We start from the raw sequence: 18,119 nt of genomic DNA on the forward strand, positions 1-18,119 counted from the left end.
CCTCGTGCCGGTTCTCAAGATGATGCAATCGCTCGACGAACGACTCGGCGATGCGGTTTTCCTGAATTTTCCGTTTCCTTGCGACTCTGCCGACGCGTATTTGCAGACATGCATGGAAGCGCTTTCACGTCAGATCGACGAAGCGAGCAGTGCGCGCATCGAACGCGGTGAAGCAGCCTGGCCGCCGTTGCCGCTGACATGCACCGACCCAAGGCGCTCGCCGTCGACACGGCTGCGCGATGCCGTCACGCACGTTCGCACGCTGATGCCGGAAGGCACCAAGGTCGTATGGGCATGGCTGCCGTCACCGATGGGCGATTTCGGCGGCTTTGCGAAGCTGGTGCTGCAATGCCTGGCGCTGAACGGCTTTGAGGCGTGGATGGAAGGACACCGGTTCTGCATCCGCGACGACCGGAAGCATCCGTGCCTGATTCCACTGGCGCGCGAGAAGAAGGCCGAGCATGTGCTGATTCTTCCAGTCGACTTCTCGTCCGAAAAGGCGACCCGTCATCTGGTCAACATCGCGAACGATGCGACGCATTCGCTCGAACAGCGCATGGGTGCCTTGCTGCAGATTGCCGGGATCGATCTTGCACATGGCAGATTGCCCGAAGCGCAGCGCAAGTACTACGCGCTCTTTTCCTTCCACGCCGAGCGTAAGGACGCGACAGGCTGCGCAGTGGCATTGCACGGCCTCGGCGATGTGGCTTTGCGCCACGGGTCGCCGCGCGATGCGAAGGACTGGTACGTGCGCGCGCTGCCGGCTGCGCTCGATGGCCGGAACCTGCTGGTCGCGCTGAATGCGCTGATGGCGACGGGTAGCTGCTGCAACACGCTCGGCGAGCATGCCAAGGCCGCGACTTACTTCGATCTCGCGAGCGGTGCCGCCGGCAGGCTGATGCTCGTGCATACGAAGATCGAGGCGATGGAGAAGGGCGGTGTCGCGCTACTGGCGTGTGGCCAGGCGGCGGAAGCTGCGAAGAGCTGGATCGCCGCGAAGGGATTGTGCGAAAAGTTCGGCTGCGAACGGCAACGGATTTCCCTCCTCGATCGACTCGTTTCGCTCTACGGGAACGCCGGTCTGAAAATTGAGGCGAGGGCGTATGAGTTGGAGAAGGATCCGGTCTACGCAGCTCGCTTGCGCGGCGCTGCGCAGTCGGCAGCCCTTGATGGGATGTCAGGATATGAACGGGCGTGGCAATGAGTGAATCCGAAACCAGCTTGACGCGCGCATCCAGTTCGTCAGAGAGCCATGCGACGCATTCGCATTCCAGCGCGGACACCGCGTGTGATTCGCTGCTTGATACAGTCAAGTCGACCTTCGATCCGTTCAAGCAGACCTTTACGTCGGACGGCAGCGTATTCCACCACGTCAGTGACGCAGTAAATTCACTCGCATCCCTGCAGGGCATGCCGTCGCAGTTGCTCAACACCGGCATCGCGCAGATTCCGCTGCTCGACAAAATGCCGGGAATGCCGGCGGCCACCATCGGCGTCCCGCACCTCGGTACGCCGCATGCGCATAGTCACCCGCCGAGCAGCGGTTTTCCGTTGCCAAGTGTCGGGGCGACCATTGGCAGCGGATGCTTGAGCGTGCTGATTGGCGGCATTCCAGCGGCACGTGTACTGGATATCGGTATTGCGCCGACGTGTGGCGGGATAACGCCGTACTTCGACATTCAGACCGGCTCGAGCAATACGTTCATCGGCGGGATGCGTGCTGCGCGCATGGGAATCGACATGACGCGGCACTGTAATCCGATGGGGCACATGGGCCACTCCGGCGGCGAAGCGGCGAGCGCTGCCGAGAAAGGCGAGGAGGTGGCGAACGAGGCGGCGCAGGTGTCCGGCCGGTCGAAGTTGCTGGGGCGGGCAGGGAAGGTGTGGAAGCTTGGCAATGCGGCGGTCGGGCCAGCGTCCGGGGTGGCGACTGCTGCCGATGACGCGTCGCAAGGAGAAATCGCCGCGGCTGCAATGACGGCCGCCCAGACGGCTGCGGACCTCGCGTTCATGATGCTCAGCAACCTGATGGGCAAGGATCCCGGTATCGAGCCGAGTATGGGCACGCTGCTCGCGGGTGACCCAACCGTGCTGATTGGCGGATTTCCACTGCCGGACTCGCAGATGATGTGGCACAAGGCCAAGCATGGGATCGGAAAGAAGGTCCGGCCGAAGTTGCCGAAGCCTCTGCAGGAGTTGGCTTGCGAATTTTGGGGGGAGCCGGTTAGTGCGGTGACCGGCGACGTCCGTAACGACTTCCAGGATTACCAGACGAACGAAGTCGTTTCATTTGAGTGGAGCCGCTTCTACAGCAGTGGCCGGAGCAAACTGGATAGCCCACTAGGGTACGGATATCGCCACAGTTGGCAACACGAACTCCGATTCCTTCGAACTCGCGCGGTTTACATCGCGCCGAGCGGCACCGAAGTCTTCTTCGCGCAACAGCCTGACGGTCATTATCGACGGGATGGAGACGGCTATGAACTCGTTCAGTCTGGCAAGCATCGATTTACCATACGACACGAAATCGAAGGTGAGATCGATTTCGATCGAGCTGAATATAACGCTCCGTCAGCAATTTGCATCGCTCAAATCCGAGATGGCAAACGAAGTGTTCTACGCAACGACACAAATCAGCGCCTCGCTCAGATCGCGCAGCATGACGGCAGGGGCAACGTCAGCCGGATCGTTGCTTTTCAACATGATGACGACGGGCACATTGTTGAAGTCCGGCTGACGGAAACTGGCGGGCAAACCAGTCGCGTCGCACGATATGCGTACGATCCAAGGGGATGCATGATCAGGTGCGAAAACGCGCTTGGCTTATCCTCCAACTACGTGTTCGATGCATCGCGCCGCATGATGCGCTCCACTGATGCCAACGGATACTCATTCATTTACCGGTACGACGTTTCAGGTCGTTGCATTGAGACTACAGGGCAGGACGGACTCTGGCGAACACAATTCCAGTATCACCCAGGGCGCACCATCGTCACGCAGAGCGATGGTGGCGTCTGGTGCGTTCTTTACAACGATGCTGGGACGATTACTCGAGTAGTCGATCCTTATCAGGGCTCCATGGAGTATGTCCTGGGCAAGAACGGACGTATCGACAGTGAGGTAGGCGCTGGCGGGAGGGTCATACACTGGCTTTACGATGACCGGGGACGCAATACCGGACGTGTGGATCAGTGGGGCAATATCTGGCCACCCAAGGACGAAGCGCCCGTCCTGCCGGAGTTGCCCCCCGATTTCCTGCCAGGCACACCGCTTGGTATGCAGTGGGGCGATTCCGCACCAACCGACCTTTCCGGCTCAGTACAACTGCCTCCCGAGCAGGAGCGATTGATTGCACCGATCGTAGAGCGCATCGCAATGTCACGCTTGGGAAACACCACCGTTCTCAATCCTGCGGGCTGGATCGTGACCAGCAACAGCCAAAGCGGAGGCACCGAGCGATTCTTGCACGACGCGGCTGGGAACGTTATCGAACGGCAAGACGGCGATGGACGCAACTATTCTTACGAATATGCGTCATGGAACATGTGCATGACGGAAACGGATCCCCTTGGGAACCGAATTCAGTATCGATACGACCAGAAGGAGCAAATCGAGTCGATCGTCGACGCGAACGGAAATCAAAGTGAGTACACCTACGACTATCGCGGACGAGTCAAGAGTGTCCTGCGTCATGACACCTTGCGCGAGCTTTACGAATACGACGCTGACGATCACATAACCAGAAAAACTGACAGCAACGGTAACACCTTGATTCACCTGGAGATAGGGGAGTGCGGGTTACCCGTAAAGCGAACGCTGGCAAGTGGCGAAACACATCGCTATGCATATGATCAACGCGGAAAAATCACAAAAGCATCAACAGAAATATTCGATATCGCCATCAAATATGATCTGGACGGTCGATTGATCAGCGATATGCGCGATGGCATTGGCATAGTGCGCCACACTGCAAATGGTTCAAGGTACACGAAGTATCTCGACCGCTTCGTGGTACGGCGCGAAGCGATCTCTGAAGGCGAAATCTCATTTCATACGCCAACGGGAGCCGTCCATCGAATTCTGAGAGACAAGAGTGGGCGGATTCTTCTACGTCTGGGAAGCGGCACAAATTTACTTTATCTCTTTGATTCCGTGGGTCGATGTCATGGTCGGCTCCAATGGCCGGATATTGCGCCAACACAGAATCGCCTGGTTAGGTACGACTATAGTGCAACCGGCGAACTGAATCGAGCATTCGACAGTTCATCACGTAAAACCGAATATCTATATGATTTAGCGCACCGCCTGATCGGTCAAATCTGCGATGGGATGCCTGTGCGCCACTTCACTTACGACCGCGGTGGAAATGTCCTGTCCAATTCAGAATTGGAGCGACTCAGCTACACGGAAGGCAATCGACTTCATACAACCTCGAGAGCCAGATACCGTTACAACACGCGCAATCATTTGGCCGAGGAAATCGGGAATGATGGGCGCTGCATCGAATTTCATTACGACAGCACGGACTTATTGACAAGAATTGAGTGGAGCGATCGTCAGGAGATCTGGACAGCGAAATATGACGGGCTATCGCGGCGACAATTCAAGCAAATTGGTACCGAGCGGACTGAATATTATTGGGAAGGTGATCGCCTGGCAGCCGAAATAGCACCGGATCACCGTCTTAGACTATACCTGTATGCAAACGATCTGGCGTTTGTTCCCTTCATGTTCATTGACTATTCAGATCTGGACGCAGATCCGAAAGAGGGGGCCGAATATTTCATCGAATCGAACCAGATTGGGCTGCCCGAGCGAATCGAGAACTCGGAAGGTCAAACGGTTTGGAGCGCATTGGATATAGACCCGTACGGGAAAATCATTGTCGCTCCGGGGAACACCATCGATTATGATTTTCGGTGGGCCGGCCATCATTATGACAACGAGACCGGGCTTCATTACAATCGATTTCGATCGTACCACCCGGGTCTTTGCCGGTACCTGCAGTCCGATCCCATAGGTCAATCGGGCGGCATCAACCTGTATGCCTACCCCTCGAATCCGCTCGTATTTATTGACGCGACCGGTTTGGCTTGCGTCAAAGACGGCCACAAATCGACCAAAGGTGGAAATTGCGAACCAAGTTGCTTTGTCGAAACACCCGAATCTGAAAAAAATAAGTGTCCGGAGTGCAAACACGAAAATCCGGATCACGTGAAAATTTCTGACGAAGAATGGAACTCCGAAAAGGCAAAACTAGGCGAAAATGCGTCAGACGAGCAGGTGGCGGAATCCATTGCAAAGAAGCTAGCACAAGAGGCATTAGATTCGTTCAATTCAAATTTGAAGCGCCCCGTAAAGAAACGAACCGTAACGATCCGTGGCATCGATCTCAGGGCGCGTCCTTCCTCAGCTCGCCCCTGTTTGTCTGTCGTAGTCGACAAGCAAAATCGACGCGCATATTTTGGGCAAAATCAAGATTGGCCTCCACATTTTCATGCAACAGATTCTGATATGATGATAAGGAATAGAATTATAACGACAGCCCAAAATTGCATAAAAAAACTCGGCAACAAAGTCACCACATGCTGCTCGGATGATCAGAATCACTCATTCAACAACGGCATCCCGGGGAGACATTCTGAAGTTCATGCAACTGTAGCGGCATTGCGAGCCCGGGGAGATACCGATATAGGAAATCTGGTGATTTACAATGCAAAGATAAAAGAGAAAAATGGTTCATTTGGCGATACTGTTGAGGCCATGCCTCGGTGCGATCATTGCAACCCAATTACGGATGGAGCAATCGTCCATCATGAAATTGCCGAAGCGGAAGCCGCGGAATTACTGTGACGAGAGCGAGGAAATACATGAATCGTGAAGCACCTATGTCAGATCTGACCTACAAGAGCAATGGTCTGACTTATCTTGGAGCCACTCCATTCTCGGGAGTCGCATATTCAGAGAATGAAATGGGGGTACGCGAAGAGGAAACATCATATGTTGATGGACTTAGATGCGGGCTCTCCAGAGAGTGGAACGATGACGGCACGCTGGTGAAAGAAGCTATGTACTCGTGGGACGTATTCCATGGGGCTGCCCGCACCTGGCATGACAATGGCCAACTCGAACGCGATGGCGAATACGAATATGGCATAGCGCTTCACGAAAAGCTGTGGGACGAACAAGGCAATCTCCTAAGCGATTACGTCTTGTCGAAGGACGACGGGCAGTACGAATTTCTGGAGAAGCTTCGCCAGATTTATCGAGGAGGCAAGAACGTCGGCGACGATGAATCTGAGCCCGCGCAAACTTGATCAGAGCAAAACACCGGATCCGCACGGTCACGTCAGCTCTTGTTGGGCTGCATCAATTTGATTTGACATAACGTGAATTATCGACATTTTCGTTTGTGAGTCCCAAGTTCAGATGTCGTGTTTCCGCTAAATAGAGATGTCGTGTTTCGACATTAGTTTGATCGTCGACCACCCGTTTGGGAGCGCCGGCGATGAACGCGACTGGGACGATCACGATGACGATGCGCGAGCTGGACCGATTCAAGGTCAATCCGCCGAAGCCAACGCATCAAACCAGATACACGGCAACCTCATCCGCCGTCAGGAACCGCACCAGCGTCACGGACGGATTCTGCGCCGGATGGAACACGCCACCGAAGCCATCCCAGCTCCGCTGGATACCCTTTTCCGTCTCCAGTGCGATCAGCACGCATTTGCCGTGCTTGCGGTGGCTGCGCAACGGCGCTTCGCCCCACGCGAGCGCAAGGTTGTCGACCAGCACGCCATTCTCATACGCATGGGCCTGCAGCCAGTGAAACTCCGAGGTGTCCAGCTCCTCGTCGCCGTTACTCGGCGCAATCGCCTTGCCGACGCACAGCGTCTGCGCGTGTTCGCCGATCAGGCGCTGGAGCAGCGTGAACGCGTGGAACGTGTTGTTGATCGCGTGCGCGCTGGCGACGAAGCCGGTGCCTGAAGCCGGCAGCACGACGACGCACTCCGGTTCGTAGCTCAACGCCGACGCGCGGCATAGAAAGTGCAACTGGTCGGACGGCAAACTGTCGTTGTCGGCTACTTTGTCCAGCAACGCCTGCAGCGCGGCGTCAGCAATCAGGTCGCCGTGATTGTCACGATCGCGCATCAGCATGGCCATCAGCGGCAAGACGAGCGTATCGACCGCGTCCCGTAACGCATCGACTTCCCGGCGTTGCTGAGCGTCGAGTGCATCGAGCTGCTGCCGGGCCGCCTGCCAGTCGCGTCGTTCGTCGTCGGTGGCTTCATCGTCGCCCTCCTCGACCGCCCTTGCGCAAAACGGCGCGAGTTGGGGCAGCCACGCCCCAAGCCTCGCCTGCGCGGCAGGAAACAGGATGCGCGGATCGGCCCCGCGCTCGACGATCGCGCCACCGAGCAGCGCCAGCAACGCCGCGCGATTCGGATGCAGCGCCGGCAGTTCGGCCGCACACGCGCGCAGGATGGCGTCGGCGCGGGCACGATCCTGCGCCTGCTCGCGCAAGTCGTCGACTTCGGTCAGTTCGAAGAAGTCGTCCATCGTGAAAAGATCGGCTTCGTCGAGGACGGGCCGGTGCAGGACGGTAAGGAATTCAGGTGTGAGCAGCGTCATGGTGGGTGTTGTTGCAAGCAAGAACGATCGACGTTGGCGTGACCGAAGCGGACGGGGCAACGCCCGCCCGCTTCGGTGGCAAGCGCGCGTTACTCCCGCATCCCTTCCAGATCGCGGATCAACTCGCTGGCCGAGATCTCGTCGAGCGTCGACAGCGCATCAGGCTCGCGAATGCTGCCCCAGTTCGACGGCGCACCGGCCTGCAACGCACCGAGCGCCTGATCCGGATACATGTCGATCGCCCCGACGATGATCCCCGGGTCGAGCGACAGCTCGATCACCTTGCCGGCGCCGAGCGGCTTCGTGAAATACCAGATGCAGCCGCCATCCTCCACCTGGCCGCGGCGCCAGCCCTTGTTGACGAGCCCGAGCACGCGGCCGGTCGGTACCTTGACGCCCTTCCAGCGTTCGAGCAACCGCCCGTTGCGCTCATCGTCGGTCAGGCGGTACACGTCGCGGCCGAGCTGCGCGAACGGCTGCAGCAGTTCGTAGTCGGCGAACACCTGCCCGAACGCGGCGGCATCGGCCGGCGCGATTTCCAGCGCATGCGGCACACCGATGCGGATCGTCGCGCCTTCCGGCAACGTGAACGCGTCGTCGTCGGCCGTAGCTGCGGTGCCGTCTTCCGCCACACGGAAGCAGGCCTTCAGCGTGCCGCCGAAGTTGCCGCCGTCGTCGACTTCGTACACTCCCCACACGAGGCGCTGCACGAGGTGGCGCACCAGCGGATGCTCGGCGAGAAACGCGCGAAACACCTCGGGCGTCCAGCGGCGGCGCCCGCACATCGCGACCTCGAGCCGCGCAAGCTGCTGGCTCGCAATGGTGCGCGCATCCTTCTTCAGCAGCTTGAAGCGCTCGACCGCGTCCTTGCCCTTCACCGGATCGTCGGTCTTCTTCGGTTTCGGCAGGTCCGCCAGCCGCGCGCCGGGCACGCCGTCGGCCCCCGTCTCGCGCACATACGGTTTCAGCGTCTCGTCGAAGCCGACCTGGAACGCGCGCGGACCGAAGTCGAGCAGCATCGTGCCCTGCGCATCGAGCCCGAGATCCGGCGCAAGGCGATCCTCCAGCTCCTCGGACGACAGCCCGCGCGCTTCCGCGATCGCCTCAATCTTCTCGCGCGCGCGGTCCTGCAGCGCGCGGAACTTGACCTTCTGTGCGATGCCATTGAGCAGCATCAGCGCAACGTCGCTGCCGATCGAGGCCAGCACGTCGAGGCCGGTCGCCGCGCGCGCATGCGCCGATTCGCCGGGCCACGTGCGGATCAGCGGCGTCAGCTTGCGTGCGGTATCGTCGTTGCCGAACAGGCCCAGCGCGGTCAGCGCCCAGCCTTCCTTGCCCGGCGCGCCGGCATCGAGCCAGGCGTTGAAGCAGTCCCATGCGAAGTCGGCCAGCGACTCCGCCGTGCATGCGTCCTTCACGACGTCGATGCCGCCGTAGATCTCTTCATTGGTCGGGAACGTCAGCATCTGGCCGAGATGGTCGAGCGCGTCGTCCGGCAACGCCTTGCCGTTTTTCAGCACCGGTCGGCGCCAGCCGCGCGGCTGCCAGAATTCGGGCAGCTTGCTGCGCTTGGTCGGAAAACGGTCGAGCGGGCTCTCGTCGAGCACCGCGCGCACCGCCTGCTGCACCGCGTCGTCGGCATAGCGCGCGGCGACGTCCATCAGCAGCGCCTCGTGGCCGTTCGCCTGCAGCAAACGCAGCGCGGCGCCGGCGCAGTCGCGCGCTTCGCCCGGCTTGCCGAGCGACGGCGCGATCAGGCCGCTGGCCGCATGCTCGGGAAACTTCAGCAGCCACGTACGGCCTTCGTCACGCAACGTCTTCAGCTTCGCAAATGCGCGGGCCGCGATCGGCGCGCATTCGACAGCGCCGTAGTTCAGCGCACCGCCGAAATTCTCCGTCGGCTTGCTGCGCACGGCTGCGATGAGGCCGGGCAACGCGGGCAAGCCGAAGGTTGCCATCATCATGTTGACGCCCGCCGTGCTGAAATCGCCCGCAATCGCATTCCAGATATCGACCGCCACCGCGGCCGGCAACAGCGTCAGGTACTCGGCGCGCAGCGTGTACCAGAAGTACCGCTCGCGCTTGCGCTCGTCGATCATCCCGCGCCACGCGGCGACGAACGCCGGCGCGTCGCCTTGCCGGATCGCCTTTGCCGCGGCCTCGCCGAGCGGCCCGTAGTACTTCTTGCTCGCGTCGAAACCGAGGCCGGCAACCAGCGTCAACGTGTCCTTCGCCGCCTCGGCAAGTCGCTTCGCCTCCCACTGGCCAGGCGTTTTCGCCTGGTTGCGCTTCGCTTCGTCCCAGCATTCGATCGCCGCCAGTTCGAGCGGCTCCAGCATCAGCGCAGCGGCCTTTTTTTGCCGCGCGGCAAGCCACGGCGGCGCGGCCAGCACGCCCGGCAATTCGTCGGCCGATGCGACGTCGGCCGGGCCGGCCAGCAGCGCGAGCAGCTTGTCGATCACAGCCTGTGCCGGTGCGTCGAGCCACGGCCGCAGCCCGTCGACCTGCGCCGCGTGCGCGCGCAGCAGGCGTGTCAGGCTCGGCGTCAGCAGCCCTGCATCCTTGCCGCCCGCGGCCACGAGCCGCGACAGCGCGACCATGCCCGCCACCGGCCAGCGATCGAGCGACAGCGACAGGCGCGCGAGCGCGCCCTTCGAACCGCTCGCGACCTTGCCCAGCGCGGCCACCGCGTCGGGCGTGCCGATCGCGGCAAGCCCATCGCCCGCCGCATCGTCGGCGGCGCCGCGTTCCAGCGCATCGAACGCCGCCGCGCCGCGCTCGCGCAACACGGTCGCGACCATCCGCGACATTCCCCAGAACGAATAGCCAAAGCTGTCGGGCCGGATCTTCGCGGCAACCGCGATCGCGTCGGGGTCGGTCGCAGTCAGCAGCATCCAGTGCAGCGTCTCGGGCACGTTGCGCTCCGCACCCAGCCGGCGCACCAGTGCATTCGACACGTGCGGCGCGTCGGGCAGCAGCAGTGCCGGTATCGGCTGGCGGGTCGGGTGCAGCGCCGGCAGTGCGGCCTCGATCCTGTCGACGCAGGCCTGCCAGTCCGCTTCGCTCGCGGCGGCGAGATACTCGCGCAGCGCCGCCTCGCCGCCGAAGATCGGCCCGCGCCAGCTACCGCGCACCGGGCCTTCGACATTCGTCGTGAAACGATGGACGCGGCGCTGCGCCTGACGGTCGTAGTCGGTGTGCACCTGGATTTTCAACGCGTCGAGCAGCACGTCGATCGCACCCGTCAGGCCGTATTGCGCGATCAGGTAGCCGACGACCGGCCGGCCGATCGTGGTTTCGCCGTGATAGTCGCCCAGGGTCATCGCGAGCGCGAACAGCGCGGCGTCGGCTTCGGCATCCGCCACCGGCCCGGCGATCGGCGTGCGCGCGGCCTGCCGGTCGAGCATCCGCTGGACGGCCGGGCGCAGCGCCGCGTCGGTCGCGCCGATGTCGAGCGAGTAACTGTCCTTGTTTTCGATCTTCAGCCACGCGGCACGCACGTCGAGCACGGTCACCTCGACGGGAAAACGGCGCGACGCAAACGCTTCGCGCTGCATCTGCGGCGACAGGCGCACGGGGTCGCCGTGCGCAAGCCACGGCGGCGCGCCGGTGTCGGCGACCGCGGGCGCTGCGGGCGCCGGCGCAGCGGCCTCGGTCGCCACCGCCTCGCCAAGCGCCACGGCGGTCGCCTGCGCGTGGTCGTGCACGGCGGCCGACGTTCCCCAGCCATACAGCAACCGGCGCGACTTGAGCAGGTCGAACGCCATCGCGGCGCCCTGGTCACCGACGTTGTAGCGGCGCTTGATCGCAGCGACCGTCAGCCGCTCGCCAGGCTTCATGTCGCCGTTCGCGATCTCCGCGCGCATGGTCTCGACGACGCGCTCGCACTGGGCATCGAAACTTTCGGCGGCAACGGGCGGCACGGGTGCGGGGTTGGTGGTGGAGGTGGCCGTAGAAGCCGGTGTCGATGCGGCCAGCTGGGGCGACGGCGTGGGCGCCGTGCTGTTCCCCGCCGTCACCGCCGCGGGTTGCGTACTCGCCGCCGGTTCTGCATCCGTCGATGCCTCCGACACCGCGGACGAGCTTGCCGACGGCGCCGCGGCCGGCGGCTTCGCGGCGGTCGCGCCGATGCTGGTGCCAGCCGCCACCGCAACTTCCGCATAGCCCTTGCCGGTCTTCTCCTTGACGAGCTTGTCGAGCGCGGCGCGCGCTTTCGCGTCGTCCGCGAACGACTTCGTCTGGCTCTGACCCGCGGTGCCGATGCGGCCCCAGCGGATATTGAGCCCGGAGCCGTCCTGCTCCACTTCCCAGAACTTGCTGGAATTGCCTTCGATCAGTTCAAAACGACGCATCCGTTCCCTCTCACTCGGATCGACGACGCAGCACGATGCCGCGCCTGCATGCCGTGGCCGCCAGGCAGCCACGACGCCCTCTCGTTCATTCATCCCGCGATCCGTGCATCCTGCACGACGACTCGCGATGTCGGGCGCGACCTGCTCGCCCGGTCGACGGTCATGCCGTCATTGCTCGACGATGCCCAGCAACAGCAACGTCAGCGAACTCAGTTGCGTCAGTAGCGACGCCGGTTGCGCGGCACGCAGGCCGTCGGCCAGCAAGCGCAGCAGGCGGCCCGCGTGAGCGAGGCCGGCCCGCTCCAGCCGCGTGGCCTGCGCCCGCGCACGCTCGACCGCGCCGCCGCCCTGATGGCGCATCCCCTGGCGCAGCCACTCGGCCAAGAGCGCCAGCGTGTCCTCCGCGAGCGCGACCAGCTCGGGCAACGGCGCGCGCCCGCCGGCCAGCGGCAGCGGTTGCGGCGCCGTCGCTTCGGTCTGCAGCACGACGGCGCGCTGTGCGGTCAGCACGGCCAGCGGCCGCATCACGGCCGTGCCCGCATGCAGGCGCACGGTGCCCGCCAGTGCGCGCAACGCGCCCCATTCGCCGGCCAGCGCGCGCGCCAGTGCATCGACGGCGCCAGGCGCCACGGCGCGATGCGGCAGCGCGAGGTGCAGCACATCGTCGCCGTCCACGCCGGTTGTCGCGGCTTCGCCGTGCGCAAGCCGGGCGTGAAGCACCTGCGCGGCCGCATCCCAGTGAACCGACCGCACGACCATCGGCTCGAACGCGACGACGTGCAGCGACCCGGCCGCGCCGGCCGCCGCCCCATTCGCCGCCTGTCTCGGCCGCACGAAATCGGGCAGCGCGTCACGCAGGTACGCCACAAGCGCCGCGATGCCCGGCTGGCGGATCGGCGCGGCCAGATCGTCCCAGGATTTCGGTGACAGCGGCAGCACACCCGTCTGTCGTACGCCGGCCGCGATGTCGACCGCACCGTTCGCGCGCCGCTTCGCGGTTTTCGTGACGACCTGCCCGGCCGCGATCTGCCGCAGCGGAAAACCCGCGACACGGCGGCCGGCCAGATCCTGCGCCCGGCCGCCGGCCGCGACGTCGGCGGCACGCGGCCAGTTTCGCGTGAGCACCATCACGGTTTGCGTATCGGGATCGGCGAACAGCACGCTCGCCCCCTCTTCCGCTTCGTCGGCCCACAGCTCGACACCGAGCGACACCAGCCGCAGATGATCGAGTTCGACCTCGCCCTTCACGCCGATACCGAGCATCTGGCGGGCCGGTACCGCGGCACCGTCGGGCCGCGTCGCGGCGCCCATCGCCGCGCGCAGGCGCGCCCACAGTTCGGCCAGCACGCGCACGAGCCGCAGCGGCTCGAAACGGCTGCTGCGCGCATGCTGCGCGAGCACGAGCTGCCAGGCTTCGTCGAGCGCGTCGTCGACCCACTGCCAGCCGCGCTCGCGCAGACGGCCGCGCAACGACTCCACGCGCGCGGCCAGCGCGATCGGCGGCTGGCTCGAACCGTCCAGCCATAGGGCCTGCACCAGCCCGTCGAGGTCGGCGATCAACGCATGCGCCGCGTCGTCGCGCAGCGGTGAACGGTCGTCGTCGCTCTCCGCTTCATTGCCGGCCGGCGGGCGCACCTCGACGATCGTCTCCGTTGCGCCGTCGGCCGGTGTGCCGGCCTGGCGAAACGCCCAGACGGCCACCACGACGTGCGCGCAGCCGCTACCCTGCCGGCAGTCGCAGCGCGCATGCGCGAGCGAGCGCCGCGAGAAGAACCGCACGGTGCACATCGGCAGGCGTGCAATCGGCGACGACTGCACGTCGGACCACGGCTGCACGGCCACGACGGGACGCGCGACCGCGAGGCGCGCGGCCTGTTCGAGCACCGACGGCGCGAAACTCGCCGCCAGCGCGGCATCGTCGAAATCGGCCGGGCTCCATGCGCGATCCGCGGACGACGTGCCGTTCGTGTCGGTGTCCGGTGACGCATCGTCCGGGCCGTCGCGCGTTTCGCCGCGCGTTGCGTCATTCGGATCGCGGATCGATTCGTCGCGGGGATCGGCCTGCCCCGCCTTGCCGTCTCCGCCTGCATGTCCATCGCCCGACGCAGCCGCATCGGCCGCTTCGTTCGCCGGCGTACTCGCCTGATAAGCCAGCACCAGCATCACGCGATGCCGGCACATGCCGCTCGCGGTGCAGCTGCACGCCGCATCGCGCAAGGTCCGCCCCGGCGGCAGGCTGGTCCGCACACCGTCGTCGAACGACGCGTGCACCGTACCGTCGCCGTCGACGGTCAGCGCCGGCATCGCGCCGGCCGCGACATCCTTCTGTGCGCGCTTGACGAACCCGGCGTTGGCGAGCGCGGTCAGCGCCTCCGGCGTCAGTTCGAGCAGGTCGTCACGCATCGGCGCGCTCATCCCTGCACCTTCTCGGCGAGCCACGCGGCCAGTTGCCCGGGCGTCATCGCACCGACTTGCGCGCCGGCGTTCACGAGCCGCGCGGCCATCTCGCGGTCGTACGCGGGCTCGGCCGCCGAATCGAGCGCGGCCAGCCCGAGCACGCGCGCGCCGCTCTCGGCCAGCGCCTTCACGCGGCGCACGAGTTCGTAGCCGCTGCTGCCTTCGTAGAAATCGCTGACGAGCACGACCACCGTGCGCGCGGGATTCGCGACACAGGATTGCGCATACGCGACGGCCTTCGCGATGTCCGTGCCGCCGCCGAGCTGTACCTTCATCAGCAGCTCGACCGGGTCGGACACGTCGGCGGTCAGGTCGACCACCGATGTATCGAAGGCCACGAGCCGCGTGCGCATGCCCGGCAATTGCCACAGACACGCTGCCATCACCGCGCTGTGGATCACCGAGTTGACCATCGACCCGCTCTGGTCGACGAGCAGCACGATATCCCACGGCTCGACCTGGCGACGCGTGCGGCTGTTGAAAACCGGCGTGTCGAGATACAGCTTGCGCCGTTCGGGATGCCAGTGGCGCAGGTTCGCGGCCAGCGTGCGCGTGTAGTCGAAATTGCGCGCCACCTTCACCCGCGAGCGCCGGCGCCGGTCGCGCGTGCCGCTGAAGGCCTGCCGCACCTCGGTCGCCAGCCGCTCCATGATGCGCCGGACGACTTCGGCCACCAGCCGCCGCGCGGCCGCCAGCACCTCGGGATTCATCAGGTGCTTGGTGTGCAGCACGGCGCGCAGCAGCGATTCGGACGGCTCGATCCGCTCCAGCACGTCGAGGTTCGTGACGACTTCGTCGATACCGAAGCGCTCGACCGCATCGCGTTCGAGCCGGTCGATCACCTCTTTCGGAAACAGCGTGTGGATCGTGTTGATCCAGTCCGGCGTGCTCAGCGCGGACGGCCCAAGGTTGGCACCGCGCTCACCACGCTGCGCGCGGTCGCCGTCGCGACCGTACAGCCATTCGAGTGCCGCATCGGCGGCCTGCGCATCGGCACCGGGCGTGCCGCACGCGGTTTCGGCCGGTTCGCCGAGCAGCAGCCGCCAGCGTTCGAGCGGACCGGGAATGTTCAGCGGCATGGCAGGACTCGTGGAAACCGCGCCGCGTGGTGCCGTGACGGCGCGGCCTCGGGGTGAAGGAAGGAGAAGCCGGGCGCGCGGCGGCCCGTCGATCGGCGCGTCACGATGCCTCCGGATCGGGCGTCAGCCCCCAGCGCCGCAAGCGGCCCAGCACCTGTGCCTCGATGCGTGCCGCGTGCGCGGCCGCCTCGGGCGATGCCTCTTCCGCGTGCCGCTCGGTCAGCACGCGTCGCGACAGGTGGGTCGCCTGGTGCAGCGCGAGCACCTGATCGGCAAGCCGCCCGCGCTCCTGCGGCGGCAACCATGCGAACGCACCGCGCAGCCCCGGCAGCGCAAGCACGAAATCGGCGTGGTCGAGTGCGCGCACGGTCGCATCCATGCCCGCGACGAACGCAGGCGCGCTCGCCAGCGTCTCGCGCGCCAGCGCCAGCAATCCGCCGAGCGCATCGCCGAGCGCGGCGGCCGGCATCGCCTGCAGCAATGCCATCGCATCGTCGATGCCGGCGACGGGTTGACCGTCGTCGGCGCAGGCATGCGCGGCGAGATCGAGCAATGCCCCGAGCGCCGCGCCGCGACTCGCGGGTGCCGCCGCGGTATCGGCCGCCTTGCGCCGCCAGACGGCCAGCGCGCGCAACGGCTCGATCGCGAGCGGCGTGTGAGCGACACCCTCGGCGCCGGCCAGCACGTCGGCCACGATCCGGCGCAGCGCGACGTGCCCCTGCACATGGGCATCGAGATCGCCCGGCGCCAGCGCGGCGGCCGGTTCGAGCAACCACAGCGCGCGATCGAAACCGGCCTCGACGACGATCCGCAACACCGGCGCATCGTGCATGCCGAGCAGATGGCCGTGACGCAGCAACGTATGCAGATTCCCGAGCGCCGGTGCGAGCGATTCGAAGCGCTGCTCGCGCGCGACGGCGTCGTGCAGCGTGTCCAGCAAGCTGTCGCTCAGTGCCGCCAGCCCGGCCCACGCGGCGCGGTTCAGCCCGTCCGCGAGCGGCGCGATGCGGCCGCCCGCCTCACGCAATTCATCCTCGAGCCGCGCGCGCGCCGCGTCGGCCAGCGTCGCGCCCCACGCGCCGGCTTCGATCAGCGCGGCCTGTTGCTCGAGCGGCTCGCCGAGCTGCCAGACCTCGTCGCGCTCGCCCGACATCGCAAGCTGCGCGCCCTGGCAGCGCACGATGCCGGGCACCCGCAGCAGCGCCAACCGGTGCAGCACGCGGCTGCGCGCGCGACCTTCATCGGTCAGCAGATCGAGCGTCAGCGTGCCGCGCAGCACGATGCCGAGCGTGGCCAGCTCGTCGCGCACCGCGGCGACGAGCGGCGGTTGCGGCGTGCCGGGCGCAAGCTCGCCCGCGACGTCGCCGGCCAGCGCCGCCATCGCCTCGACCAGCACCGGATCGGTGCCGGCCCGCAGCGGTCCGCGATAGGTCCACGGCAGCGGCGCGTCGAGCGCGTCCTTGACCAGCGCGCCGGCCAGCGCGTCGAGCCAGTCGCAGCGCAGCGGCCGCGCATGCCCGCGCAGGCGTGCCAGCCCTTCGGCCCGCACGTGCACGGCAATCAGGTCGGCCGTCGATACCGGCAGCTTGCGCGCGCGCAGCCGCTGCATCACGTTCTCGAGCACACGCCGCGCGGCCTCTTCCGCGCCGTACGCCCAGACCCACTGGTAATAGGCCGGCGAAGGCATGCCCGACGCGTAGCCCGCGAATGCGTCAAGGCGTTTGAACGTGTACGGCACGAGATAGGAACCGTAGCGGACGCTGCGGGCGGCCCCGTCGGCGGTATTCGCATCCGTCCCGGGCCCGCAGGCGTCGTCCGCCTGTCCGTCGAGCACGGTGCAGGCGCCGCCGTCGAGCGCGCCGGGTTCGGGCGTATCGGGCAACGCGGCCGGCAGCGTGCGCCAGAGTCGTGCCAGCGCCGGCGCGTGATAGCCGCCGCAGACCACCAGCACGTCGTCCGCCCGCCCGCCGGCTTCGGCGACGGCCCACGCGATCCAGCGCGCCATCATCCGCTCGCGTGCCTGGTTGCCGAGCGAGCCCGGATCGGCGTCGCGCAGATGCGAGAAGTAGGTCGACAGGCGCTGCGCGAGCTCGTCCAGCGCGTCCGGCGTCTCGCCGACGTTCTCGAACAGGTGGTCCCAGAGCGCATCGCGCCCCTGCACCGCAAGCGTGTCCGCCAGCGCGCGCTCGTAGGCGTCGGCACGTGCCTCGTGTTCGGCGTCCGTGACATCGGCATAGCGGTTCTCCAGCTGCGAGAACGCCGCGTGCCACGCGGGCAGGTCGATGAAGCGCACCGTCGCGCCGACTTCGCGGCCCGCCTGCAACGCCTGCCATTCCGGCGAATGTTCGGCGAACGGGGTCCACGAGCCGTAATGCGCGGCATCGCCGGACAGATAGCTGTAGATCGCGATCGGCAGGCGGTGCGGGCGATACAGTTCGTCGATCCGGCCGTTGAAGTCGGCCGGCCCTTCGATCAGCACGTAGCGCGGCCGCCGCGCACGGATGCGCTCGGCCACCAGCCGCGCGCAGGCGGGGCTGTGATGCCGGATGCCGACGATGTGCGGGTTGCTGGACGTCTCGGTCTGCATGCGGCGCCC

At 65.2% G+C, this 18,119-nt stretch carries 8 protein-coding genes; 3 read left to right on the forward strand and 5 right to left on the reverse strand.

What is annotated here, in order from left to right; translation table 11 throughout:
• Positions 1-22: 22 nt before the first annotated feature.
• Genes BDO18943_RS25305 through BDO18943_RS25315 form a run of 3 tightly spaced genes read left to right on the forward strand, consistent with a single transcriptional unit; the run spans position 23 to position 6,317 of the window.
• Positions 23-1,204 (forward strand): hypothetical protein, encoded by a 1,182-nt coding sequence (locus tag BDO18943_RS25305; RefSeq protein WP_175024514.1) that lies wholly within the window; start codon positions 23-25, stop codon positions 1,202-1,204.
• Positions 1,201-5,853 carry an RHS repeat-associated core domain-containing protein gene (locus BDO18943_RS25310; protein ID WP_175024515.1) on the forward strand — a complete coding sequence of 1,551 codons (4,653 nt, stop codon included), beginning with the start codon at positions 1,201-1,203 and terminating at the stop codon, positions 5,851-5,853. The genes BDO18943_RS25305 and BDO18943_RS25310 overlap by 4 nt, the downstream gene beginning before the upstream one ends.
• A 17-nt stretch (positions 5,854-5,870) precedes the next feature.
• The gene (locus BDO18943_RS25315; RefSeq protein ID WP_175024516.1) at positions 5,871-6,317 is read left to right on the forward strand and encodes a toxin-antitoxin system YwqK family antitoxin; all 447 of its coding nucleotides are present in this window, start codon (positions 5,871-5,873) and stop codon (positions 6,315-6,317) included.
• Positions 6,318-6,585: 268 nt separating this feature from the next.
• On the opposite strand, the gene BDO18943_RS25320 is transcribed toward BDO18943_RS25315, so the two are convergent.
• The 5 genes from BDO18943_RS25320 to BDO18943_RS25340 all read right to left on the reverse strand — a co-directional run bounded on the left by BDO18943_RS25320 (position 6,586) and on the right by BDO18943_RS25340 (position 18,110).
• Positions 6,586-7,635: a hypothetical protein gene (locus BDO18943_RS25320; protein ID WP_235996187.1), complete on the reverse strand. Its 1,050-nt coding sequence runs from the start codon at positions 7,633-7,635 to the stop codon at positions 6,586-6,588.
• Between the two features lie 89 nt (positions 7,636-7,724).
• Positions 7,725-11,987: a WGR and DUF4132 domain-containing protein gene (locus tag BDO18943_RS25325; protein ID WP_175024518.1), complete on the reverse strand. Its 4,263-nt coding sequence runs from the start codon at positions 11,985-11,987 to the stop codon at positions 7,725-7,727.
• 168 nt (positions 11,988-12,155) lie between these two features.
• Positions 12,156-14,402 (reverse strand): SWIM zinc finger family protein, encoded by a 2,247-nt coding sequence (locus BDO18943_RS25330; protein WP_175024519.1) that lies wholly within the window; start codon positions 14,400-14,402, stop codon positions 12,156-12,158.
• Complete coding sequence (locus BDO18943_RS25335) at positions 14,399-15,523, reverse strand: vWA domain-containing protein (protein WP_175024520.1); 1,125 nt, start codon at positions 15,521-15,523, stop codon at positions 14,399-14,401. Before BDO18943_RS25335 ends, BDO18943_RS25330 begins: the two co-directional genes overlap by 4 nt.
• A 100-nt stretch (positions 15,524-15,623) precedes the next feature.
• The gene (locus BDO18943_RS25340; protein ID WP_175024521.1) at positions 15,624-18,110 is read right to left on the reverse strand and encodes a DUF5682 family protein; all 2,487 of its coding nucleotides are present in this window, start codon (positions 18,108-18,110) and stop codon (positions 15,624-15,626) included.
• Between the last annotated feature and the right edge of the window lie 9 nt (positions 18,111-18,119).

This window comes from Burkholderia aenigmatica, from assembly GCF_902499175.1.
Taxonomy (GTDB): Bacteria; Pseudomonadota; Gammaproteobacteria; order Burkholderiales; family Burkholderiaceae; genus Burkholderia; species Burkholderia aenigmatica.

Bases quoted from the DNA above. Each gene is read 5' to 3' on its own strand.
- BDO18943_RS25305 (WP_175024514.1), top strand. From the start codon at position 23: ATGCAATCGCTCGACGAACGACTCGGCGATGCGGTTTTCCTGAATTTT.
- BDO18943_RS25310 (WP_175024515.1), top strand. From the start codon at position 1,201: ATGAGTGAATCCGAAACCAGCTTGACGCGCGCATCCAGTTCGTCAGAG.
- BDO18943_RS25315 (WP_175024516.1), top strand. From the start codon at position 5,871: ATGAATCGTGAAGCACCTATGTCAGATCTGACCTACAAGAGCAATGGT.
- BDO18943_RS25320 (WP_235996187.1), bottom strand. From the start codon at position 7,635: ATGACGCTGCTCACACCTGAATTCCTTACCGTCCTGCACCGGCCCGTC.
- BDO18943_RS25325 (WP_175024518.1), bottom strand. From the start codon at position 11,987: ATGCGTCGTTTTGAACTGATCGAAGGCAATTCCAGCAAGTTCTGGGAA.
- BDO18943_RS25330 (WP_175024519.1), bottom strand. From the start codon at position 14,402: ATGAGCGCGCCGATGCGTGACGACCTGCTCGAACTGACGCCGGAGGCG.
- BDO18943_RS25335 (WP_175024520.1), bottom strand. From the start codon at position 15,523: ATGCCGCTGAACATTCCCGGTCCGCTCGAACGCTGGCGGCTGCTGCTC.
- BDO18943_RS25340 (WP_175024521.1), bottom strand. From the start codon at position 18,110: ATGCAGACCGAGACGTCCAGCAACCCGCACATCGTCGGCATCCGGCAT.